This is a genomic window from Actinokineospora bangkokensis, assembly GCF_001940455.1.
Lineage (GTDB): Bacteria > Actinomycetota > Actinomycetes > Mycobacteriales > Pseudonocardiaceae > Actinokineospora > Actinokineospora bangkokensis.
Window position 1 is genome coordinate 53,808 of sequence record NZ_MKQR01000001.1, and the last position, 22,084, is coordinate 75,891.

Sequence of the window (22,084 nt, forward strand, 5' to 3'; positions counted from 1 at the left end):
GGACCGGCTCAGCGGCCGACGGCGTAGCCCTGCATCCCGCGCGGGTTGGCCGCGGCGCGCAGCCTGCCGCCGCGGTTGCCCACGGCGGACATGCGGCCCAGCGACCACGGGCCCATGTCCACCAGCTCGTGCCCGCGGGCACGCAGCTCCGCCAGCGCCGCCGCGCCCAAGCGGCTCTCCACCTGGGCTTCCCGGGGGGAGAAGGTGCGCGGGTAGAAGCTGCTGGGGAACGCCGTGGAGTGCCAGGCGGGGGCGTCGATGGCGGCCTGGAGGTCCAGGCCCGCGGTGAAGGCCAGCCAGAAGCACAGCTGCCACTGGTCCTGGCTGTCGCCGCCCGGGGTGCCGAAGGCGATCGTCTCGCCGTCGCGCTGGGCCAGCGACGGGGACAGCGTCGTGCGCGGGCGCTTGCCCGGCAGCAGCGAGGCGGGCAGCCCCGGTTCCAGCCAGAACATCTGCGCCCGGCTGCCCAGGCAGAAGCCGAGGCCGGGGATGGCCGGGCTGGACTGCAACCAGCCGCCGGAGGGCGTGGCCGAGATCGTGTTGCCCCAGCGGTCGGTGACGTCGACGTGCACCGTGTCGCCGCGGGTGGCGCCGAGGTTGCCGACGGTGGGCTCCCCGGTGGTGGGCAGGGTCGGCTCCATCGAGTCGCCGCGGGCGCTGGTCGGGGCCTCGCGCACGTACCGGGGCAGCACCGGGGCGCGGCCACCCGGGGAGCCGGGGCGCAGGTCGGGTGAGGCGGAGCCGCCCAGCAGGGCCCGGCGCTCGGCGGTGTAGCCGGGGGAGAGCAGCTCGGCCAGCGGCACCTCCGCGGAGTCGCCGTACCAGGCCTCCCGGTCGGCGAAGGCGAGCTTGGCGGCCTCCAGGGCCTGGTGCACGGTGTCGGCCGTCGGCACGCCGTCGACGTGGCGCAGGTCCAGGCCGTCGAGCAGGAGCAGCTGCTGGAGCAGGACCGGCCCCTGGGTCCACGGGCCGCACTTGGCGACCGCCCACCCGCCGACCTCCGCGGTGGCGGCGTCCTCGTAGGTCGCTGACCACGACGCCAGGTCTTGCCCGGTGAGCACGCCCGCGTGCGCCTCCCCGGAGTCGTCGAGGTGCGGGCGGCGGGCGAAGGCGTCCACGGCCTCGGCGATGAAGCCCTGCGACCAGGCGCGGCGGGCGGCGTCGATCCGGGCCTCCCGGGTCGGGCCGGTGGCCTCCGCCAGCAGGCGCTCCCAGGTGCCCGCCAGCGCCGGGTTGGCGTGCCACCCGCCGGTGGCGTGCAGCCACAGCTCCCCGGAGGTGGGCCAGTGCTCGGTGAACAGCTCGCGGACGGCGGCCACCACCGGCGGCACCCGAGGTGGCAGCGGGTAGCCGTCGCGGGCGTAGCCGATGGCGTGCTTGAGCACGTCCGCCAGCTCCTTCGTGCCGTGGTCGCGCAGGAGCAGGAGCCAGGCGTCCCAGGACCCGGGGACGGTCGCGGCGAGCAGGCCGCTGCCCGGCACCAGATCGAGGCCCAGGCCGCGGTAGTGCTCGACGGTGGCCGCCGCGGGCGCCACGCCCTGCCCGCACAGCACCCGCGGGGTGGGGTCGCCCGCGGTGCGGAACACCGCCGGGACCTCGCCGCCCGGGCCGTTGAGGTGCGGCTCCACCACCTGGAGCACGAACCCGGCCGCGACCGCCGCGTCGAAGGCGTTGCCGCCGTCCTCCAGCACCGCCATCCCCGCCGAGGAGGCGAGCCAGTGCGTGGAGGCGACCATGCCGAAGGTGCCCGTCAGCTCGGGCCGGGTGGTGAACACGCAACGGCACGTTACCCCGTCACGCTCGGTCACTCGAACATTTGTGCACAGTGTGGACAACCCCTGTGGACAACTCGACGAACGCGAGGTCACGGGCGGGTGCGGGCGGGTCGTTCGCTACAGTCGCGGCCGTGTCAGCCGAGGACGAGCGCGCCAGGGGCCGAGCGGCCGGGATCGGCGCGGTGGCCGTGTGGAGCAGCACCGACCTGCCCGGGTGGGGTGACCAGGTCATCGGCCGGGTCGTCGAGCGGGCGCTGACCAGCAGGCTGCCCGGGTGGCGGGCCACGCACTGCGCGCCCTGGGGCTGGTCGCGGCCCAGCCTGGCCGACGGCGGCATCGCCGCCGAGCCGCTGGGCACCCCCACCCCGACCCGGCTGGCCGACCTCACCGCGGGCGCCGACGCCTCCGTGCTCGCCCCCGCCTTCGCCCTCGGCCACGACCCGTACGCGGGGCAGGCGCCGGGCGTGCGCTTCTTCCTCGACCCGCGCGTCGGGCACGCCACCGCCCTGTCCGCCGTGCGCACCGCCCCCGGCGCCGACCTGTCCGGCCTGGTCGGCGTGTCGTTCGCGGCCGCCCGCGACCGGGCCTCGCAGCTCGCGCTGTCCGCCCTGCACCTCGACCCCGAGGTCGTCCCGCACCCCGGCATCGCCGTCACCACCGCCGTCGACCCGGCCACGCTGCCCGAGCGGGTGACCCAGCTGCGCACCCTCGGCCTGCTGCCCGCCGGGGACTACGTGCTGGCCAGCGCCCCCGGCCTCGACCAGGACGCCGTCGTGGTCCCGCCGGAGTGGGTGCTGGAGGACCGGGTGGCCGCCGTCGCGGGCGCCCGGCTGGTGCTGGCCGCCGACGAGCACGCCGCCGCCGTCGCCGCGGGCGTGGGCGCCGAGTGGGTGCTGGTGGACACCGCCGACCCCGCCGACGCCGAGGTCGTGGCCGAGTTCGGGCCGCGCGCGCGGATCGGCGCGCGCACCCCGCCGCCCGGCGCGCCGGTGCTGCTGCCCGACGCCCACGACCGGCTGGCCGCGCACTTCGACGCGCTGGCCGAGGCGGTGGAGACCGCCCGCTCGCTGCGCGACGGCGACCTGGTGCGGCGCACGTCGGTGCTCGCCGGGGAGAACGCCGCCGTCCGCGCCGCGCACTGGCAGCTGCGGCAGCGGCTGCTCACCGAGCGCCGCCGGTTCGCCGAGCCCTACGCCACCGCCCTGCGCGAGCTGGCCGAGACCCGGGAGGCGCTGGCCGAGCGGCGCGCCACCGCCGAGGCCCAGCAGGGGCACATCGAGCACCTGGAGCGGGTCAACGCCGACCTCGCCGCCCGGCTGGCCGCCGCCGAGCGGGAGCTGGCCGCCTGGCAGGGCACCAAGCTCGTGCGCTGGAGCGAGCCGCTGCGCCGCGCCTACGGCAGGGCCCGCGGGTGAGCACCCCCAGGGTCACCTTCGTCCTGGTCAGCTACGGCGGCCGGGACATGCTGGTCAGCTGCCTGCGGGCGCTCGCGGAGCACACCCCGCAGCCGCACCGCGTCGTGGTCGTCGACAGCGCCTCCCCCGACGGCACCGGTGAGTGGCTGGAGCGCAACCTCACTGGTGCCACCGTGCTGCGGCTGCCGGAGAACCTGGGCTTCGGCGTGGGCTGCAACCTCGGGGTGCGCCACGCCGACACCGAGTTCGTCTGCTTCCTCAACGCCGACATCGAGGTCACCGCGGGCTGGTTGGCGCCGCTGCTGGCCTTCCTCGACGCCACCCCGGCCGCCGCCGCGGTCGCGCCGGTGCTGCTCAACGAGGACGGCACCGTGCAGGAGGCGGGCAGCCTCATCGGCGGCGACGGCTGGTGCCGCGCCTACGACGAGCCCGCCGAGCGGCTGTTCGCCCGCGAGGTCGACTACGCCTCCGCGGCCTGCCTGCTGGTGCGCCGCTCGGCGTTCTTCGCCGTGGGCGGCTTCGCCAGCGACTACGAGATCGCCTACTTCGAGGACGTCGACCTCGCCCTGCTGCTCGCGCGGGCCGGGCACCAGACCTGGGTGCTGCCCTCGACCGCGGTCCGCCACCTGCGCCACGGCAGCTCCTCCTCGGCGCGCGCCGAGGAGCTGATGCGGCTCAACCACGCGCACTTCACCGCCCGGTGGGGCGACTGGCTCGACGGGCGCCCCCCGGTGGTGGGCCTGGACGAGGAGCCGCACCGGCGCTGGGCGCTGCGCGACGCGCCCGCCCCCTACCGGGTGCTGCTCATCGACGACCGGGTGCCGCAGGCCGACCGGGGCCGGGGCGACCCGCGCACGATGGCCGTCGTCGACGCCTGGCGCGACGGCGACCCGCGCGCCCGGGTCACCTTCTACGCCGCCTCCCCCGAGCGCGCCGAGGAGTACGCGCCCGCCCTGCAGGCCCGCGGCATCGAGGTCGTGTGGGGCGTGCCGGACGCGGCGGCGTGGTCGCGGGAGCGGGCGGGCCAGTTCGACGTGGTGTGCGTGTTCCGCCCGCACAACTTCGGCGCGCTGGGCACGGTGATCGCCGAGCACCAGCCGCAGGCGGTGCTGGTGTACGACTCGGAGGCGCTGTTCCACCGCCGCCCGGCCCAGCACTTCGAGACCGCGGGGACGGCCGAGGAGCGGCGGGGGTTCGCGGCGGAGGGCAAGCGGTTGCGCGAGCAGGAGGTGCACGCGTTCACCTGGGCCGACGTCGCCGTCTGCGTCAGCGAGGAAGAGGCGGCCTGGGCCCGGCGCGTCGCCCCCGGCACGGCGGTGCACGTCGCCTGCTACCCGGCGAAGGTGCCCGACTCGGTGCCGGGGCGGGAGGGGCGCCGGGACGTGGTGTTCTTCGGCGGCTTCGACGGCCAACCCCGCACCCCCAACGAGTTCGCCGCGCTGGAGCTGGTCAACGGCGTGCTGCCCGGTCTGCGCGAGCGGCACCCGGACCTGCGGGTGCGGGTGGTGGGGGCGGACCCGTCGCCCGCGATCCTCGCCCTGGACGGGGACGTGGTGCGGGTGGTGGGCAAGGTCCCGGACCCGCAGCCGGTGCTCGCCTCGGCGCTGCTGCACGTGGTGCCGATGCGCTACGGCGCGGGCGTCAAGATCAAGTTCGTGGACTCGATGGCGGCCGGGCTGCCCTTCGTCACCACCCCGGTCGGCGGCGAGGGCCTGCACCTGGGCTGGACGGCGCCGCACCTCATCGGCCGCTCCACCGCCGAGATCGTCGAGCTGTGCGACCGGCTGCTGCGCGATGCTCCACTGTGGACCGACATCCAGGCCGAGCTGCTCGCCGTGTGCCGCGCGCACTTCTCGGCGGAGCGCTTCGCGGAGGAGATGCGCGGCGTCCTCGTCGACTGCGCGATCGCGCCGGTGTGACGGGCCCGGGGCCACCGCCCCGGGCCCCTACAACGGCCGCACCAGCGGGGGGATCCGCAACCGCTCGCCGCGCAGCGCCCGGCGGCGCAGCGCGGCCGCGAGCAGCCGCCGCTCCGCGCCCGCGGTGAACCGGCCGCCGTCGCGGGCCGCCCGCGCCACCGTCGGCACCAGCGCGCGGATCGAGTCCTCCACCTGCGACAGGCGCTCCAGCAGCGCGCGCGTGGCCGGGTCGACCTCGTTGCGCAGCAGCAGCACCCGCGCGAACTGCGCCAGCCTGCGCAGCTCGAAGTCCGCCACCGCGTCCAGCTCCGCCGCCAGCCGCGGCGGCACCGGGCCGCCCCTGGCCAGCTTCAGCAGCGCCAACCCCGACGGCAGGTCGCGGTCGAGGCGGTCGTCCTGGCGGCCGGAGACGTTCGACGAGTGCTGGCGGTAGGCGTGCAGCGGGCGGTCGAGGAAGGCGATGCGGCCGTTGAGCATCGCGGTGGCCGCCATCCACTGGTCGTGGAAGGCCGACGGGGTGCCCGGCGGCAGCGGCAGCACCTTGTCCGCCACCAGGTCCGCGCGCATCAGCGACGCCGCGCCGGTGACGGTGTTGAGCAACAGCAACGACTCCAGGTCGTCCCGCTGGTTCACCCGGCTCGCCCAGAACGACTCCTCGACCACCGAGTCGTGCTCGTCGATGAGCCGCATGTCCGCGTACACCAGCTGCACCGCCGGGTCGGCCAGCGCCGCCAGCAGCGACTCCAGCTTGTCCTCGTACCAGACGTCGTCCTGGTCGGCGGGGGCGATCGCGTCGGCGTCGGCGGGCGCCAGCTCGAACGCGCGGCCGAAGTTGGCGTAGAAGCCGACGTTCTCCCCGGTGCGCACCAGGGCGAACCGCGGGTCGCCCGCGATGAGCCCCGCCACCTCGTCGAGCACCTCGGGCGCCGAGCCGTCGTCCACCAGCAGGCAGAACCAGTTCGTGTGCGACTGGGCCCGGATCGAGTCCAGCTGCGCGGCCAGGAACTTCACGTCCGGCTCGTAGAGCGCCAGGCACACCGCGACCTTGGGGCCGCTGCCCGGCCAGTGCCCGGTGAGCCGCCGCGCGGCGGGTCGGGTGCGCACCACCACCGGGTCCAGGTCGCGGCGCAGCGCGGTGCCGTCGGTCAGCTCCACGACCATCGTCAGCGGCAGCTCGCCGTCGCCGGGCGGCACCGGGAGCCGGGCGTGGAAGCCGCTGCCCTCCGGCGCCCGCACCCCGTCCGCGCGCAGCGCCGCGGCCACGTCCGGCCTGCTCAGCCCGTAGGTCGCCGCCACCTCCACGCCGCCGAGGGTGAACGACAGCGCGCGCACCCCCACGTCGGCGTGCACCACCCAGCCGGTCAGCTCCACCACGGTGCCGCGGCCGGTGGCCACCGGCCCGGCGGGCAGCGGCACGTCGAAGTGCAGGTGCTGCTCGCGCGCCCGCGCCGCGGCCGCCCGGTACCGACCCGCGGCCAGCACCGAACCCGCCAGCGCGGACCTCGCCCCGATCCGGCGCAGCACCCCGTCGGACTCCTCGCCGGGCCGCCCCAGCGCCAGGTCGCGCACACCGCGCGCCACCCGGGCGGCGGGCCACAGCGCCCGGTGCGCCTGGCGCACCAGCCGGGAGCTCTCCAGCGCCGCCAACCGCTGCGCGGTGCGGTCCAACCGGGCGGCCAGCGCGGCGGCCGACGCCTCGGCGCGCTCGGTCTCCGCCGCCGCCCGCGCCGCCGACTCCCACGCCGCGCCCGCCTCGGCCACCGCGTCGGCGATCTCGGCGAACGCCAGCGCCAACCGGTCGTCCATGGTGTCGAGCGCGGCGTTCGCGCTGGTCAGCCCGTGCTCGGCCAGGGCCACCCGGTCGGCCAGCTCGGCCAGCTGCTCGCGGGCGGCGGCCAGCTCGCGCTCCCGCTCGGTCAGCGCCTCGTCCGCCGCGTGCCTGCGCGCGCGGTCGGCGCGCAGCTCCTCGACCCCGCCCGGCACCCGCCACAGCGGCTCCGGCGGCTCCACCCGGGCGCTCGCCGCCAGCTCGGCCGCGATGAGCGCGGCGGTGCGGCCGTGCACCGCCTCCTGGAGCTGCGCCTCGGCGGACAGCAGCTCCTCCCAGCGGGCGCGCAGCGCCTGCCCCACACCGCTCAGCGCGCACAGCTCGGTGAGCACCCCGTGCACCGTGCGCGCCCGCCACGGGTGCTCGGCGGCGTTGCCCACGACCTCGCGGGCGAACTCCAGCAGCGCGCGCAGCAGCACCAGCTCCGCGTCCACCCCGGTGCCCGCCAGCCACTCGTCGTCCACCCGGCGCACCACGCCGTCCGCGTCGACGACCAGGTTGCCCGGGTGCACGTCCAGCCGGTCGGCGGGCAGCACCGCGACCCCCGCGCGGCCGGGCAGGAACGGGTGCCGCTGGTGGGCGTCGGACAGCTCGCGGGCGCCGTCGAGGCAGTGCTCGCGCCACACCGCGAGCAGCGCCGCGGCCCGCTCCAGGTCGTGCTCGCGCAGCGCGGCCAGCACCAGCGCGTCCAGGCCCCGGCCCGGCACCAGCGGCTCGACGTCGGTGACCCGCTGCCGCAGCCAGCCCGCGGCGCCGCCGCTGCCGCGGGTCGTGCGCAGCACCAGGTCCCGGTCGAGCCGCCGGGCCCGCCGCCAGTGCGGCAGCCGGGGGTTCGCGGTCAACCAGGCCAGCCCGTCGTGCACGCGCTCGGCGAGCACCGCCGCGTCCCGGGCCGCGAACACCACGGAACCGGGCGCCACCGCCGGGCCCGCGCCCGCCGCCACCGCCAGGCGGTGCGGCTCGCGCGTGCTCACCAGCGGGTCCACGCCCGCCGCCGAGCCCTGCAGGGGGTGGCGCACCAGCTTGTCCACCAGCTCCGCCGCGTCCGGGCGCGCCAGCAGCGACTCGTCGAGCAGCACCCGGGGCAGCACCACGTCCGGGTACGCCTGCACCACCCGGCGCGCGGTGAGCCCGGCGGCGTCCAGCGCGGCGGCCAGCTCACCCGGGGTCACCGCTCCCGGCGCGGCGGGGGCGCCGATCAGCTGACCCAGGCCCATCCGGTTCGCCACGAGCAGCACCGCGAGCCCGCGCGGGGCGAGCAGGTCGGGCAGCCGCGGGTCGACCCCGTCGGCGAGCACCACGTCCCAGGTGCCCCCCAGCACCTCGTCGCCGCCCACGGTGACCCCGGGCAGGTCCCGGCAGCGCTCGCGCGCCGCCTCGGCCAGGTCGGGGTCCGGCTCGCACCCGGTGACCACCGCGCCCGCCTCGGCCAATGCCCGCACCAGCGCCCCGGACCCGCAGCCCAGGTGCAGCACCCGCGCGCCCGGCAGCGGGCGCAGCGGGTCGAGCACGCCGAGGCGGGCGGGGGAGAAGTGCGCCGCGGTGGCCCAGGACCGCACGGCCGCGGCCAGCTCGGCGGACCCGGCGGAGGTGTCGCGGGCGGCGCGCAGCACCGCCAGCGCGTCGCTGGAGCCGGTCATCTCGTCCGTCCCGGGTCCTCGGTCCGCCTCAGGCCTGCGGTGCGAACTTCTCGGTCTGCGCGGACACCAGGGCGTCGAAGGCGTTCTTGGCCGCCGCCTCGTCCGGGCCGAACGCCTCGATCTGGAGCACCACGCCGTCAGCGACGTAGAACGCGCGGAACGCCGTGCGGCCGGTGTCGTTCTGCGCGGCCATGGTGCGCCCGACCACCCCGGTCGGCAGGCCGGACAGCGAGGTGTGCCCGCGCTCGCCGAAGTAGCCGTCCACCGCGGTCAGCAGCGCCTTGGGGTCCGAGCCCGCGGCGGGGGTGAACGAGTAGACCGCGCGCACCAGGGCGTTGCCGCCGGTGCCGCCCTCCATCGTCACGTACATGCCGACGCTGGTGACGCCCTGCGCCTTGAGGAAGTTCGCCTCGTCGGGCGCGGGCACCTTGCCGGTCACGGCGCGCTCGATGGAGATGTTCTGGTTGGCGTGCTCCTCGCCGTCGTCGATCTTGACGAACGGGCCCTTGGGCAGCTTCGGCGGCGGCGAGGTCGACACGGTCGTGCTCGGCGGCGCGGACCCCGGTCCCGGCGCGGCGGTCTCGCCCCCGCCCGGCTTGAAGATGAGGAACGCCGCGACGCCCGCGGCCACGAGCACCACCACCGCGGCGACGATGCCGATGACCTTGCCCTTGCCGCCGCCGCTGGACTCGGTGAAGACCTCCGGGCCCTGCCGCGGCCAGCTCTGCGCCTGGCCGAAGTCCGGCGGCAGGCCGTCGTCGCTCATCCACGGCGGCGGGCTCTGCTGCGGGGCCTGCTGCTGCGGGCGCGAGGTCTCCCACGCCGGGCGCGGCTGCGGCGGCGGGAACTGCGGCGGGCCGCCCATCCCCGGCTGCGGCTGCTGGCCGGTGCCCATCGCCCGGCCGGGCACGATCTGGGTGCGGTCGCTGTCGGCGGGGCCGGTGCCCAGCGAGCCGCTGGGCACGACCTGGGTGCGCTCACCCGCGTCGCCCTGGCCCTGCTGGTGCGGCTGGTTCTGGGGGATCTGCGGGTTCTGGCCCTGCTGGGTGGGCACGACCTGGGTGCGCTCGGTCTGGTTCTGCTGCGCGGGGTTCTGCTGGGGGGGCACCGGGAAGCCACCGGAGATCGGGGCGACGATCTGGGTCGACTCGTTCGCGTTCGGCGGCGGCACGGCGGGGTTCCCGCCCGGCGGGGTGCCCGGCACCGGGTTGCCCCCGGGCGGGGTGCCCGGCGCCTGCTGGGCCTGCGGCGGCTGCGGCGCGCTCTGCTGCGGGGTCGGCTGCTGCGGCGCGGGCGGCTGCGGGGCGGGCTGCTGGCCCTGGGGTTGGTTCTGGCCGGACGCCTCGATCATCACCCGGTCGCGGCGCTGGCGGTACTCGTCCGCGGTCAGCTCGCCCGCCACCAGTGCGCTGTCGAGCTTCCGCAGCTCGTCTTGCCAGGACATGCCTATGCCTCCAACCGCGTCAGGACGCGCTCATTCTGCACAAGGTGCGTGACGCCCTGTGTCACGGCAGCCAAATCGGTACCCGATGGTGGTGCGAACAGTCACCACCGGGTTGCGGGACGTGCTCATCAACTCGCCGGAAGTGTCCGGCTGACGGTGGACACCAGGGTACGCAACTGCTCGTCCAGCACCGCCGGGTCACCCGAAGGGGATTGCAGCACGCTCACCTGCACGGTCCACGTGCCCGCCGTGTACACCGCCCTGGCGAGCGAGGACTGCGGGCCCCGGGTGCCGACCACCCGCACGGACGCGGGCAGGCCGGAGAACTCGCGGTCGGTGAAGTTCAGCTTCCGGTTGGCCGCCAGCACACCGTCGGTCACCTCCGCGGCGGTGGCCGCGTCCGGGTTCGGGAACGCCTGCACCAGGAACGCCGTCGACCCCTCGAACGACCCGGTGTAGGTCACCGCGGTCACCCCGGCCTCGGTCAGCACGGCGACCTCGCGCTCGCTGAACACCTTGGCGCCCTGGGCCTGCGCCAGGTTCATCGTGCCGCTGCGCGGGTCCTTGCGCCCCGGCAGCACGATCGTCGCCGGGTCCCCGACCGGCGCCGCCGCCGGGCTGGAGGCGGGCGGGGCGCCGCTGCCGACCGGCTGCTGGTCGTCGGACCCGCCCGCGAGGGCGAACCACCACACCAGGCCGGCCACCACGACCAGCGCGCCGAGCACCGCAAGCACCCGGTTGCGGTTGCCCCCGGTGCCGCCCCCGGCGGAGGTGGTGAAGACCTCGCTGCCCTGCATCGGGGTGTCCCGGGGCAGGGCCACCATCGGCGCCAGCGGCACGCCCGCGGCCGCCTCCCTGGCGGCCAGCGCGGCCCGGTCGATCACCTGCGTCGTCTCCGCCGGGTCCTCGATGACCTGGGTGACCTCGCCGTCGACCACGGTGGGTCGCTCGTCGGGCTGGGCGTCGCGCTTGTCGGCCTTCCTGGCCGCGCCCTTGCGGGGGGCCTTGGACGGCGCGGCGCCGTCGCGGGGCGCCTCGCCCTGCGGCTCCGGCGCGCGCGGCGGCGGCGCCTGGCCGCTTGCCGGGGCGGGCCGCTGGGCGGCCTGCGGCTTCGGCTCGACGGGCTGCTTCGGCTGCTTCGGCTGTTCCGGCTCCTGGGCGGCCGGGGCCTGCGCGGGCGGAGCCTGCTGGGGCTGCGCGCCCTGGGGGGCCTGCTGCTGCGCGCCCTGGGGGGACTGCTGCTGCTCGGCGGGCGGGGCCTGCTGCGGCCCGCGCGGGGGCTGGGCGGGGACGCGCTCCTCCACCATCCTGGTCGAGGCCATCGCGGTGGGGCGCCGCACCTGGGCGGGCGCGGGCGTGGTGGACGCCGCGATCAGGATCTCGTCGCGGCGCTTGCGGTACTCGGCGAGGGTGACCGCGTCCTTGGTCAGCGCCTCGTCCAGCTTGCGCAGTTCCTCTTGCCAGGTCATCGGGTCCCCCTGCGGGCGGAATATCGGTCGAATCCTGCCACCTGCGCGCTCACCCCGGCGCCCCCTCCCCGGATTCGGCGGTGGACCGTGACCTGGCGGAGACCCCGTGCACCAGGGCGAGGAGCATGTCCGCCGCGGTGTGGCACACCCGCAGCAGCAACCCCACCGCGGTCGCGGCCACCACCCCCACCGCCGGTCCCAGCACCAGGACCAGCACCGCCTCCCGGGCCCCGAACCCGGCAGGCGCGAACACCACCACAAGTCCCACCAACCAGCTCAGGGCAAACCCGCACGTCGCCAGCGCCGCCACCCGGGCCGGGTCGGTGGTGAACGGCGCCGCCGCCACCAGCCCCGCGCCCCCGTAGGCCAGCCACGCGGGCACCATCCAGGCCATCGGCCGCAGCACGTCGGCCCAGCCCAGCGCAGGCACCGCGGCGCCCCGGCCGAGCTTGCGCACCACGAACCGCACCACCGCCGGGTGCAGCAGCGGCAGCGCCAGCAGCGCCACCGCGCCCGCCCAGCTGTACCGGGACGCCAGCACCGGGTCGGCCACCAGCAGCCCGGCCGACACCACCACCGAGGTCACCGCGTGCACGGCCAGGAACACCGCCCCCGCCAGCAGCGCCGAGCGCGCGGGCACCCCGTACCGCTGGGCCAGCCTGGCCTGCGCGAGCAGCGGCCACACCGCCCCCGGCAGGTACTTGCCGACCTGCGCGGGGAAGAAGACCCGCCGCGCCGCCGCCGCGCCCACCCGGTGGCCCAGCGCGTCCAGGCACCGCCGCCACACCTGCGCGGTCGCCAGCAGCCCCAGCACCACCAGGGCGAACGCCAGCAGCGCCCGCCACCAGCCGATGCGGCCCACCGCCGCGCCCAGGGCGGGCAGGTCGTCGCGCAGCGCCCACCCGGCCACGCCCACCGCCACGACCACGAACCCGATCGCGACCAGGTCGGCGCGGCGCCGGGGCGCGTCAGCCACGCCGGATCAGCCCGGTGGTCGTCGGGTAGGGCAGCGCGGGGGTCTTGCCGCGCAGGTACCGCACGCCCCCGCCCGCGCGCACCGCCGCGTACCGGTCGCGCTTGATGTTGTCGAACACGACGAGCGCGCCGGGCGCCAGGTGGTCCAGCGCGCGGTGGAAGGCGTCCACCCGCGCGCGCCCGTCCACCACCACCAGGTCGAACTCGCCACCGACCCGGTCGATCGCCCCCACGTACTCCTCGAAGTCCAGGTCCTCGTGCCCGGCCCGCCCGGACCGCACCGTCGTCCCCGGACCGGCCGCGGCCGCGGGCACGACGTGCAGGGTCACGTTGTCGTGCTCGGCCACCAGCCCCCGCACCACCTCGGCGAACCCCGCGTCGTGCTCGACGCTGTGCACCTCGGCCGCCCGCCGGGCCAGCCACACCGTGCTCGCCCCCGCGCCGAACTCGAACACCCGCGGCGCCGCCCGCCCGGCGAGGAAGGCCTGGACCTCCTCGATCGCCGGGTAGGACCACCACGCCAGGTCCAGCGCGGCCAGGTCGGCCACGTCGTGGACGGCGAACAGCGACCGCAGGTGGCCGGTGCCCATCCGGTCGAGCAACCCGGTGCGCTCGGCGACCTTGCGGGCCGCGCGCACCCCCGCCACGTAGGCCCCGCGCGCGCTCACGGCTCGTCCCCCGTCCGCTCGACCACCATCTCCGCCACCTCGTCGCGCCGGGCCGTGCGGTGCAGCAGCATCTCCGCGATCAGCCCGAACGACACCATCTGCACGCCCAGGATCACCAGCAGGATGCCCAGGTTGAGCAGCGGCCGGGTGCCGATCGCCTCGGCGGTGAACACCCACACCCCGGTCAGGTACAGCAGGATCGCGAACCCCAGCGCCCCGAACAGCGCGCCCACCCCGGAGAACAGGTGCGCGGGCCTGCGGCCGTACTTGGTGATCGTCATGACCGTGAGCAGGTCGATCGCCCCGCGCAGGTACCGCTCGAAGCCGTACTTGGACCGGCCGTGCTCGCGCGGGCGGTGGTTCACCGCCAGCTCCACGACCTTGTAGCCCTGGTTGTGCGCCAGCGCCGGGATGTAGCGGTGCAGCTCGCCGTAGAGCGGCACCCGCCGGTACACCTCGGCGTCGGCGGCCTTGAGCCCGCAGTTCTGGTCCTTGAGCGGCAGCCCGGTGATCACCCCGGCCACCTTGTTGAACACCTTCGACGGCAGCCGCTTCGACAGCGGGTCCTTGCGGTCGACCTTGTGCCCGCTGACCAGGTCCGCCCCGGTGTCCAGCTCGGCCAGCATGCGCGGCACCTCGGCCGGGTCGTCCTGCAGGTCGGCGTCCATGGTGACCACCCGCCGCCCGCGCGCCTCGGCCACCGCGGCCGCCAGCGCCGCCGCCTTGCCGAAGTTGCGCCGCAGCCGCACCGCGCGCACCGCGGGCCGCTCCTCGGCCAGCGCGCTCATCACCTTCCACGAGCCGTCGGTGCTGCCGTCGTCGACCAGGATGAGCTCGTAGTCCACCCCCGCCAGCGCGGCGGCCACCTCGTCGGCCAGCGCGGCCAGGGTCGCCTCCTCGTCCTTGGCCGGGACCAGCACGCTGACCTCGGTCACTTCTCCCCCTCCTCGGTTGGCGCGGGCGCCCACAGGACCGCCCCGCTCTTGCGCACGAAGACCACCTTGGTGTCCGGGGTGGCCGTCGGCCCGATCACGACGAAGCCGGTGCCCCCGGTGACCCACGGCAGCGCGGCGGTGACGTCCGGCCGGGCCTGGTTGACGATGCCGCCGCCGACGACCACGCCGCTGCCGTCGACCACCGCGGCGCAGTGGATCGGGTCGGCGCCGCCGGTGGCCCAGCCCCGGATGCGGGTGGCCCCCGGCAGCTGCTGGGCCTCCTCCATGAACCCGGACGGGTCGGCCTTGCGCGCCGGGTCGGCAGCGGGCAACGGCCGCGCGCCCGCGATGTCGACGCGGTCACCCAGCTCGGGGCCGCCGCAGCCGAGCGTGAAGTCCTCGGTGAACGGGTAGTGGCCGATCTTGGGCAGCAGGTCCATCAGCTCGTCCGGGTTCGGCAGCCGGTCCGGGTAGGCCGCCCCGAGGCCCGCCCGCAGCGCCACCGCCTGCAGCGGCACCTCCCGCGACTCCTCGCGCAGCGCGGCGGCCACCGGCATGCCCAGGGTGAACCCGAGGAACCCGGCCGCGACCGCCAGCACCGCCACCCGCGGCCCGTTCGCCGCGGACCGGCGCACCAGCAGCCACCCGGCGATGACCATCAGCGGCACCGCCATGACCACCGACTGCGAGGTGTAGCGGCTGGACAGGCCCACCGCCTCGCCGAAGTCCACCCTGGCCACGCCGATCATGGCGCAGGCCAGCACCGCGTGCAGGGCCAGCGCCCACCACACCCGCAGCTCCTCGGCCCGCGCCGCGCTGGTCGTCAGCAGCACCGCGTACGCGGCCAGCACCAGCACCCCGGCCACCACGGCGACCCCGGCGCTGTCGGTCGTCCACAGGTGCCCCACGGCCGCGAAGAAGGTGAACAGCACCTGCACCGGGTCGCTGGTCGGTGACCCGCCCGGCACCGGACCCCGGTCCAGCAGCTTCCACGCCACCCCGACGCCCACCAGCACGACCAGCGGCACCACGCGCTTCCACACGGCCTCGCGCCGCACCCAGGCCAGCCACGCCAGCGCCACCCACACCGGGAACCCGGTGCCGTAGCTCAGGCAGGCCAGCAGGCCCACCCCCCAGGCGGGCACCCACCACCCCCGCCGCGCCAGCAGCAGCGCGCAGATGACCAGCAGGTTCGCCGTCAGCCACGCCGTGCCGCTCATCGAGCGGATGAAGTTGTGCAGCCCGTGCGGGCTGAACACCAGCGCCGAGGCGCCCACCACCAGCGCGGCCCGCGCCACCGGCGGCAGCGACCTCGGCAGCGCGGCGCGCAGCACCACCACCGTCAGCACGCCGATGGCCACCACCAGGCAGCCCAGCACCCGGTTGTCGCCGTGGCTGACCGCCACGTTGAGCCAGTAGGCCAGGGCGGGCAGGACCAGCGGGTGCTCGTTGCGCAGGGTGAAGAAGCCGGAGGGGTGCAGCGAGCCGTCCGGGTTGGAGGTGTTGAGCAGCACCTGCCAGTAGTCGAGGAACTGCAGGTGGGGCCCGCCCAGCACGTCGACCAGGGTGGCGGCGACGGGGACGAGGGCGAGCAGCTCGATCAGCCACACCCACCGCGCGAGCCGGGCGGGTGCTGGGGCTTGGGTCACAGCGGGGATCTCCCTGCGCTAGGGGACTGCCCGGGCAGTCTAGAGAGGCCGCCCGCCCGGCCAGCGGGAACGGTCTGCGGCCCCCGGGGACGGGGGGTTACCGTGGGCGGGTGAGCGACCAGCCGCCGGTGCCCCAGCTGCCGCCCGTGCACGAGGCGTGGCTGCCGCGGGAGCACTCGCTGCACCGGCCCCGCCACGGCCCCCGGCAGAAGCTCGCCCTGATCAGCGCCCTGGTGTTCTTCGCCCTGCCGACCGTGCTGTACGCGGTGGGCGTGCGCCCCGCCGAGATCGAGAACCACCCGCTCGCCGGGTTCCCCGGCCTGGGCGACGGCTGGGGCTTCTTCCGAGACTTCGACCCGTGGGCCACCGACAACCTGTCCTTCCGCCCGGCCGCCATCGCCGTGGCCGACGGGGTCAGCCGCGGCGTGTTCGGCGAGCCCCCCACCTTCGGCCAGCAGGAGGTCGACACCGGCCCGCTCGGCGGCGGCCCCACCCCGGCGCCCGCCCCCGGCCGCCGCGTCGAGCAGCCCGGCCAGCAGGGCCCGGCGCAGGCCGCGAACGCCACCGTCATCGAGGGCACAGACGGCTGGCTGTACTTCGGCGGCGACATGTCGGCCAAGTGCCAGCCCTCGCGCCCGTTCGCCCAGACCGTCGACCTGCTCAAGCGCCTGCAGCGGGCCGTCGAGAGCTCCGGGCGCGAGTTCGTGCTGGTCGTGGCCCCCGACAAGTCCACCCAGGTGCCGGAGCACCTGCCCGCCAACTACGACGACAAGGAGTGCGCCGCGGCCGCCAGGGACCGGTTGTGGAAGCTCATCGAGGGCGCGCAGACCTTCGACATGCGCGCCGAGCTGCAGGGCGTGGCCCGCGGCCTGGGCCGCCCCCCGTACTACCGGCTCGACACCCACTGGACCGACGAGGGCGCCCTGGCCATGACCCGCCGGGTCGCCGAGGAGGTCCGCCCCGGGGTCTCCGCCACCTGGACCACCAGCCCCCGCGCCCGCTTCGCCGTCGGCGCCGACCTGCCCGGCATCCAGGGCAAGCGCGGCGACAAGGAGGGCACCATCTACAGCCTGCGCCCGGACGGCGAGTCCGACCGCACCCAGGAGCCCCGCACCAACCTCAGCACCCCGTTCCACCGCGGCTCCGAGCCCGTCCAGGGCACCATCGACAAGCCCACCCTGTTCCTGGGCGACTCCTTCACCGGCGTGTCGGTGCCCTACGTCTCGGCAATATTCACCGACCTCACGGTGTTGAGCTACCTGAGCAGCGTCGACCGCCCGGCCGACACGATCGCCCAGCTCGCCGACAACGAGGTCGTCGTGTTCGAGATCGTCGAGCGCGCCCTCGCCGTCGGCGGCGGCAGCTGGCTCACCGACCAGTTCATCAACGACGTGCAGGCGGAGCTGGCCACGCGCCCGATCCGCCGCTGAACAGGAGGAACCGTGTTCTTCGGAAGGGCCAAGAGCCGCATGGTCACCCCGGAGGAGGCCCTCCCCGGCCGCGACACCCCCCTCCCGGTCGTCACCGACAACGTGGTCCTGCACCACCGCCAGGTCCCGCCCTTCCCCGAGGGCCTGGAGGTCGCCGTCGTCGCCATGGGCTGCTTCTGGGGCCCCGAACGCGTCTTCTGGAACACCCCCGGCGTCTGGTCCACCTCCGTCGGCTACACCGGCGGCCACACCCGCAACCCCACCTACGAAGAGGTGTGCAGCGGCCTCACCGGCCACACCGAGGCCGTCCAGGTGGTCTACGACCCCAAGGTCGTCACCTACAAGGACCTGCTCAAGACCTTCTGGGAAGGCCACGACCCCACCCAGGGCATGCGCCAGGGCAACGACCTGGGCACCCAGTACCGCTCAGGGCTGTACTACCTGAACGACACCCAGAAGGCCGAGGCGGAGGAGAGCCTCAAGGCCTACCAGCAGTCCCTCACCAAGGCGGGCTACGGCCAGATCACCACCGAGATCGCCGCCGCGGGCCCCTGGTACTACGCCGAGGATTATCACCAGCAGTACTTGCACAAGGTCCCCAACGGCTACTGCGGCATGGGCGGCACCGGCGTCTCCTGCCCCATCGGCCTGGGCGTCAGCGAGGGCTAGTCGGTCAGCTTGGGGTGACCCGCGCCCGCGTGGGTCACCCACACGACGCGGCGGCCGGGGTCGGGGCAGAACCAGACCCGGCCGCCCGCGGTCACCTCGTACTGCCACTGCTCCAGGAGTTCGCCGCGCACCTCGCGGCGGCCGAGCGAGCCCCTGAGGACGTGGTGCCTGGTGGGGTTCTCGGGCCTGGTGGGGTGCTCGGTGAGGACGGTCCACGCCTCCCAGGTGGCGTTGCGAGCCGTTTGGCACAGCTCATCCCACCCCTTCGCGGCGTCGTTGGTGGCGAAGCGAGCCTCCCAGCCGCCGGGGCGCCCCGGGGGCGCAACCCGGTCGTTGCGCTTCGACGGCACCGCTCAGGTACCGGACGGGTCGGGCACGGCGCCGAAGTCGTCGTCGACCGGCCTGCTGAGCTGCGCGCGCAGTTCCGGGTCCGCGTGGATGGCGGCGGTGTCGCGCCATTCGAGGAGGACCTGGTTGAGCGGGGACCACAGGCCGACCTCGGCGCACGCCCGGAACATGGTCGCGTAGTCCTTCGCGAAGTCCGCGCGGTCGTCCGGGGGCAGGAAGCGCACCCAGGCGAACTCCTCGGCCAGCACCTCGGCCAACACCTCGGCGGGCAGGTGCTCCAGGACGGTGCGCAAGCCCCGCGCCGCGGCGACCGAACCGGCTGCGGCGGCACGGACCCGGTCCTCCCGCGCCAGCAGCAGCGGTGCGCCATCCCGCCTGCGCACCAGCACTTCCCCCTGGTCGGCGAGCGCCGCGACGGACTTGGGGTCGCGCTGGAGCTCGCTCCACTGCACCTCGGTGGTCATGAGCCAATTCTGAATTTTTTCAGAACTCGCCGCAAGTGGGGCAGGTGCCCGCACCAACCGCAGGTCCGCTGAAGAGCTGGACGGCCGCGGAGGAGTGTGGCTGATCCGCTGGCCCGGCTCATCCCACGGTGACGGCCGCTCCAGGACCGACCCCAGCGCGGGGAGGTGCTCGGCGGGCGCCGGGTCCAGCCGGAACCAGGGCAACGGCTCGGGGATCCGCAGTGCACGCGCCCAAGCGACCACCCTGTCCGAGTCGCGGACCGGGCTCATCATCCGCTCCAGGCGACTGACCTGGCCCTGCGCGATGCCCAACCACCGGGCCACCTTCGCCTGCGTCAGCACCGGGCGGTGATCCACGCGGTAGTCGTGGACGGCTATTCGCCGCCATCTGGGTTGAGCAGGTCCCGCACACCCTTCGGCCGTAAACGACGGTCCACCCTCCGAGGCTCATACCTCCGGATATGGAGCTGCTCCGCCGATTCAACCTGAGGATATGCGTGTAATGCACATGCTGGCCGACACGCTTGGCTGCGGGGAATGCCCGCATCAAGCGTGATGGATGGTCGCTCACCGGGATCCGGACTGGTGGTGGCCCCGCCGCGGCGCGCCGCCACCAGTCCAAGCCGGTCAGAACCTCGTCAGGTTCAACAGGTTGTTGCTCCAGACCCCGTCGGCCTTCGTCTGGATGAACTTCCGGCCGCCGTTCTGCCTGACGTAGATGGTTGCGCGGCGACCCTCGGCCTCGGTGTAGGCCTCGCCGCCGTTCTCGATGTAGCTGACCATCCGGGCGACGGTGTAGGTCTCCGTCTGGCCGCTGACCGTGTCGGTCCCGCGCACGCTGTCGATGTGCTCGTGGTCCTCATCGCCGTGCTCTTGCATGTGGACGTGCGTGACGTGCACTGCCATGCCTAGACTCCTGTTCGCGTATGACCCCGTGCGGGTCGATTTCCTTGGAGGCCCCCGCCCTGCCCGGCGGGGGCCTCCGCATTGGCGCCCGAGGCGGAAGCCCGGGTGACCGTTGTGGAGCCTGCACCGCGCGACCGCGGCGGGCAAATCCGCCAGACCGCCTCCGGCGTGGGAGGAAATCGCCAACAAACGGCTGCGCAAAGCCCATCCACAATCTTGTCCACAGTGGTTCTGTGCGGCGATCAGGGCGAATGCAAGAACAGCCGCAAGTAGTCCACAGGACAAATAGCTGACAATGTTTGTTTGCGCCGAGAATCGGATTCACCCGGATGGGGGAGTCCTGGGCTCGTGGGAGGTGGTCTGCGGCTCCGCGCGGGTTCGTAGACTCGGGCGGTGGATCGGCGGAAGCGGCTCGGGGTGCACTACACGCCTGCGGTGCTCGCGCGGTTCATCGCCGGGCGGGTGGCGCGGTACGTCGAGCGGCCGGTGCGGGTGCTGGACCCGGCGTGCGGGGACGGGGAGTTGTTGGCGGCGGTGGCGGAGCGGTGCGACGCCGAGCTGGTGGGGTTCGACCTGGACCCGGGGGCGGTGGAGCGGGCTCGGGAGCGGTTGCCGGGGGCGGACATCCGGCTGGCGGACTTCACCGAGGTGGGGCAGCGGTTGGCGGGGCCGTTCGACGTGGTGGTCGCGAACCCGCCGTACGTGCGGACGCAGGCGTTGGGGAACGCGAAGGACTTGGCGAGCACGTTCAACCTCAAGGGGCGGTTGGACCTGACGCACCCGTTCGTGGCGTTGGCGCCGCGGTTGCTGGGGGCGGGTGGGGTGTTGGCGCTGCTGTGCAGCAACAGGTTCCTGACGACGAAGGCGGGGGCGAACGTCCGGGAGCTGCTGGCCGGGCGGTTGTCGGTGGAGGAGGTGTACGACCTCGGGGACACCAGGCTGTTCGACGCCGCCGTGCTGCCCGCCGTCGTCATCGCCACCAAGGGCTCCCGGACCGCGGGCGGCGCCCGGCCCGCGCGGTTCGCCAGCGCCTACGAGGTGCAGGGGGTGCAGGCGCCGGAGGGGGACCTGTTCGCCGCGCTCACCGGGCCCGCCTCCGCGACGGTCGGGGTGCGGGGGCGGGCGTTCGCGGTGGAGGTGGGGACGCTCGACGACCGGGACCTGTGGCGGGTGAGCACCCCGGAGCGGCACCGGCGGGGGGCGCGGGTGGCGGCGCGGACGTGGCGGACGCTGGGGGAGCTGGCGAAGATCCGGGTGGGGATCAAGACGACCGCGGACCGGGTGTTCATCGGTGACCACTGGGACGCGCTGCCCGCCCACCGCAGCCCCGAGCCGAGCCTGCTGCGGCCGCTGCTCACCCACGAGGACCTGCGGCCGTGGACGCCGCCGGGGCCGCCGCGGGTGCGGGTGCTCTACCCGTACCTGGACCTGCCGACGCGCAGGCCGGTGGACCTGGCCGAGCACCCGGGGGCGGCGGCGTACCTGGCCGAGCACCGGGAGCGGCTGGAGGGGCGGCGGTACCTGGCCGAGGCGGGTCGGGAGTGGTTCGAGATCTGGGTGCCGCAGCGGCCCGCGCTGTGGCGCCCGCCCAAGATCGTCTTCCCGGACATCAGCGCCCAGCCCCGGTTCGCGGTGGACCGCAGCGGGGCGGTGGTCAACGGCGACTGCTACTGGATCAGCGTGCCGGAGCTGGGCGGGGACGACCTGGCGCACCTGGTGATCGGGGTGGCCAACTCCGCCTTCGGCACCCGCTTCTACGACGACGCCTGCGGCAACCGGCTCTACGCGGGCCGCAGGCGGTGGATCACCCAGTACGTCGCCCGGCTGCCGCTGCCGGACCCGGCGAGCCCGGCCGGGCTGGCCATCACCGCGGCGGCGCGGCGGCTGGCGGCGGGGGACGGGGGGCACCTGCCGGTGCTGGAGGCGGCGGTGGCGGCCGCGTTCGAGTAGGGCTACTCATGACACCGGGGGCCCGCGGGACGGACGATCGGGGGCATGACCTCCGACGCCAAGTCCCCGTCCTCGCCGACCACGGGTGCCTTCTTCGCGCAGGCCGCCCTGTCGTTCGCCCTCTCGCTGACCGCCGTCACCGTCGGGATCGCCGTGCTGCCGGTGGACCCGTGGATCCGGGCGTTCCTCGGGGTGGGCGCGCTGTACACGATCACCTCGGCGTTCACCCTGGCCAAGGTCATCCGCGACCGGCAGGAGGACGCCTCGGTGTACTCGCGCATCGACCGGGCGCGGGTGGAGAAGCTGCTCGCCGAGCACGACCCGTTCCGCGCGCCCGGGGTCTGAGGTGACGGGCGCGGGACGAAAGAGGAGGGCCGACGCCGGGGCGTCGACCCTCCTGCTGCGAGCGGATGACGAGACTCGAACTCGCGACCCTCACCTTGGCAAGGTGATGCGCTACCAACTGCGCTACATCCGCCTGCCCCGGTCTCCCGGTGCGCCACGAACTGTACCCCACGGCTTCGCCCGCCCGTCACGGACCCCCTCGCCGGGGGTGCGCGTCCCCGGCCGGGCGTGGGTCGAACGGACTAGGACGACCGT

General features: G+C 75.2%; 17 protein-coding genes and 1 tRNA gene. 6 read left to right on the forward strand and 12 right to left on the reverse strand.

Annotated features, from left to right (window positions below):
- Nucleotides 1-8: 8 nt before the first annotated feature.
- Nucleotides 9-1,775 (reverse strand): gamma-glutamyltransferase family protein, encoded by a 1,767-nt coding sequence (locus tag BJP25_RS00255; protein ID WP_075972690.1) that lies wholly within the window; start codon nt 1,773-1,775, stop codon nt 9-11.
- Nucleotides 1,776-1,906: 131 nt separating this feature from the next.
- Between BJP25_RS00255 and BJP25_RS00260 the strand changes: the two genes are divergently transcribed.
- Both BJP25_RS00260 and BJP25_RS00265 read left to right on the forward strand, forming a co-directional pair.
- The gene (locus BJP25_RS00260; protein ID WP_075972691.1) at nt 1,907-3,190 is read left to right on the forward strand and encodes a hypothetical protein; all 1,284 of its coding nucleotides are present in this window, start codon (nt 1,907-1,909) and stop codon (nt 3,188-3,190) included.
- Entirely contained in the window at nt 3,187-5,109 is a 1,923-nt protein-coding gene (locus BJP25_RS00265) for a glycosyltransferase (RefSeq protein ID WP_075972692.1), read from the forward strand. Before BJP25_RS00260 ends, BJP25_RS00265 begins: the two co-directional genes overlap by 4 nt.
- A 27-nt stretch (nt 5,110-5,136) precedes the next feature.
- On the opposite strand, the gene BJP25_RS00270 is transcribed toward BJP25_RS00265, so the two are convergent.
- The 7 genes from BJP25_RS00270 to BJP25_RS36040 form a co-directional block, all read right to left on the reverse strand.
- Nucleotides 5,137-8,577 (reverse strand): glycosyltransferase, encoded by a 3,441-nt coding sequence (locus tag BJP25_RS00270; protein WP_075972693.1) that lies wholly within the window; start codon nt 8,575-8,577, stop codon nt 5,137-5,139.
- A 28-nt stretch (nt 8,578-8,605) separates the two neighbouring features.
- Nucleotides 8,606-10,021 (reverse strand): SHOCT domain-containing protein, encoded by a 1,416-nt coding sequence (locus BJP25_RS00275; protein ID WP_075972694.1) that lies wholly within the window; start codon nt 10,019-10,021, stop codon nt 8,606-8,608.
- A gap of 128 nt (nt 10,022-10,149) precedes the next feature.
- Nucleotides 10,150-11,490, reverse strand: coding sequence for a hypothetical protein (locus tag BJP25_RS00280; RefSeq protein ID WP_075972695.1), 1,341 nt, complete (start codon nt 11,488-11,490; stop codon nt 10,150-10,152).
- Between the two features lie 49 nt (nt 11,491-11,539).
- Nucleotides 11,540-12,466, reverse strand: a complete 927-nt coding sequence (locus tag BJP25_RS00285; RefSeq protein WP_075972696.1) for a lysylphosphatidylglycerol synthase domain-containing protein — start codon at nt 12,464-12,466, stop codon at nt 11,540-11,542.
- Nucleotides 12,459-13,133 (reverse strand): class I SAM-dependent methyltransferase, encoded by a 675-nt coding sequence (locus BJP25_RS00290; protein WP_075972697.1) that lies wholly within the window; start codon nt 13,131-13,133, stop codon nt 12,459-12,461. Before BJP25_RS00290 ends, BJP25_RS00285 begins: the two co-directional genes overlap by 8 nt.
- A complete protein-coding gene (locus tag BJP25_RS00295) occupies nt 13,130-14,068 on the reverse strand; it encodes a glycosyltransferase family 2 protein (protein WP_075972698.1) in 939 nt (312 codons plus the stop codon). Before BJP25_RS00295 ends, BJP25_RS00290 begins: the two co-directional genes overlap by 4 nt.
- Nucleotides 14,065-15,717 (reverse strand): hypothetical protein, encoded by a 1,653-nt coding sequence (locus BJP25_RS36040; RefSeq protein WP_143218799.1) that lies wholly within the window; start codon nt 15,715-15,717, stop codon nt 14,065-14,067. The genes BJP25_RS00295 and BJP25_RS36040 overlap by 4 nt, the downstream gene beginning before the upstream one ends.
- A gap of 110 nt (nt 15,718-15,827) precedes the next feature.
- On the opposite strand from BJP25_RS36040, the gene BJP25_RS00305 reads away from it, so the two are divergent.
- The gene (locus BJP25_RS00305) at nt 15,828-17,147 is read left to right on the forward strand and encodes an alginate O-acetyltransferase AlgX-related protein (RefSeq protein WP_075972700.1); all 1,320 of its coding nucleotides are present in this window, start codon (nt 15,828-15,830) and stop codon (nt 17,145-17,147) included.
- A 39-nt stretch (nt 17,148-17,186) separates the two neighbouring features.
- Nucleotides 17,187-17,816 carry a peptide-methionine (S)-S-oxide reductase MsrA gene (msrA, locus tag BJP25_RS00310; RefSeq protein WP_075972701.1) on the forward strand — a complete coding sequence of 210 codons (630 nt, stop codon included), beginning with the start codon at nt 17,187-17,189 and terminating at the stop codon, nt 17,814-17,816.
- Here msrA and BJP25_RS00315 read toward each other — a convergent pair.
- The 3 genes from BJP25_RS00315 to BJP25_RS00325 all read right to left on the reverse strand — a co-directional run bounded on the left by BJP25_RS00315 (nt 17,813) and on the right by BJP25_RS00325 (nt 19,534).
- Nucleotides 17,813-18,166 carry a hypothetical protein gene (locus BJP25_RS00315; RefSeq protein ID WP_075972702.1) on the reverse strand — a complete coding sequence of 118 codons (354 nt, stop codon included), beginning with the start codon at nt 18,164-18,166 and terminating at the stop codon, nt 17,813-17,815. The genes msrA and BJP25_RS00315 overlap by 4 nt on opposite strands.
- 3 nt (nt 18,167-18,169) lie before the next feature.
- Entirely contained in the window at nt 18,170-18,628 is a 459-nt protein-coding gene (locus tag BJP25_RS00320) for a DUF6247 family protein (RefSeq protein ID WP_075972703.1), read from the reverse strand.
- 627 nt (nt 18,629-19,255) lie between these two features.
- Nucleotides 19,256-19,534, reverse strand: coding sequence for a DUF3892 domain-containing protein (locus BJP25_RS00325; protein WP_075972704.1), 279 nt, complete (start codon nt 19,532-19,534; stop codon nt 19,256-19,258).
- Between the two features lie 393 nt (nt 19,535-19,927).
- Between BJP25_RS00325 and BJP25_RS00330 the strand changes: the two genes are divergently transcribed.
- Together BJP25_RS00330 and BJP25_RS00335 are read left to right on the forward strand one after the other, a co-directional pair.
- Nucleotides 19,928-21,484, forward strand: a complete 1,557-nt coding sequence (locus BJP25_RS00330) for an Eco57I restriction-modification methylase domain-containing protein (protein WP_075972705.1) — start codon at nt 19,928-19,930, stop codon at nt 21,482-21,484.
- A 45-nt stretch (nt 21,485-21,529) separates the two neighbouring features.
- Nucleotides 21,530-21,829 (forward strand): YiaA/YiaB family inner membrane protein, encoded by a 300-nt coding sequence (locus BJP25_RS00335; protein WP_075972706.1) that lies wholly within the window; start codon nt 21,530-21,532, stop codon nt 21,827-21,829.
- Between the two features lie 60 nt (nt 21,830-21,889).
- Here BJP25_RS00335 and BJP25_RS00340 read toward each other — a convergent pair.
- Nucleotides 21,890-21,962: transfer RNA gene (locus tag BJP25_RS00340), tRNA-Gly, on the reverse strand.
- Nucleotides 21,963-22,084 lie beyond the last annotated feature (122 nt).

Bases quoted from the DNA above. Each gene is read 5' to 3' on its own strand.
- BJP25_RS00335 (WP_075972706.1), top strand. From the start codon at position 21,530: ATGACCTCCGACGCCAAGTCCCCGTCCTCGCCGACCACGGGTGCCTTC.
- BJP25_RS00280 (WP_075972695.1), bottom strand. From the start codon at position 11,490: ATGACCTGGCAAGAGGAACTGCGCAAGCTGGACGAGGCGCTGACCAAG.
- msrA (WP_075972701.1), top strand. From the start codon at position 17,187: ATGGTCACCCCGGAGGAGGCCCTCCCCGGCCGCGACACCCCCCTCCCG.
- BJP25_RS00320 (WP_075972703.1), bottom strand. From the start codon at position 18,628: ATGACCACCGAGGTGCAGTGGAGCGAGCTCCAGCGCGACCCCAAGTCC.
- BJP25_RS00270 (WP_075972693.1), bottom strand. From the start codon at position 8,577: ATGACCGGCTCCAGCGACGCGCTGGCGGTGCTGCGCGCCGCCCGCGAC.
- BJP25_RS00275 (WP_075972694.1), bottom strand. From the start codon at position 10,021: ATGTCCTGGCAAGACGAGCTGCGGAAGCTCGACAGCGCACTGGTGGCG.
- BJP25_RS00325 (WP_075972704.1), bottom strand. From the start codon at position 19,534: ATGGCAGTGCACGTCACGCACGTCCACATGCAAGAGCACGGCGATGAG.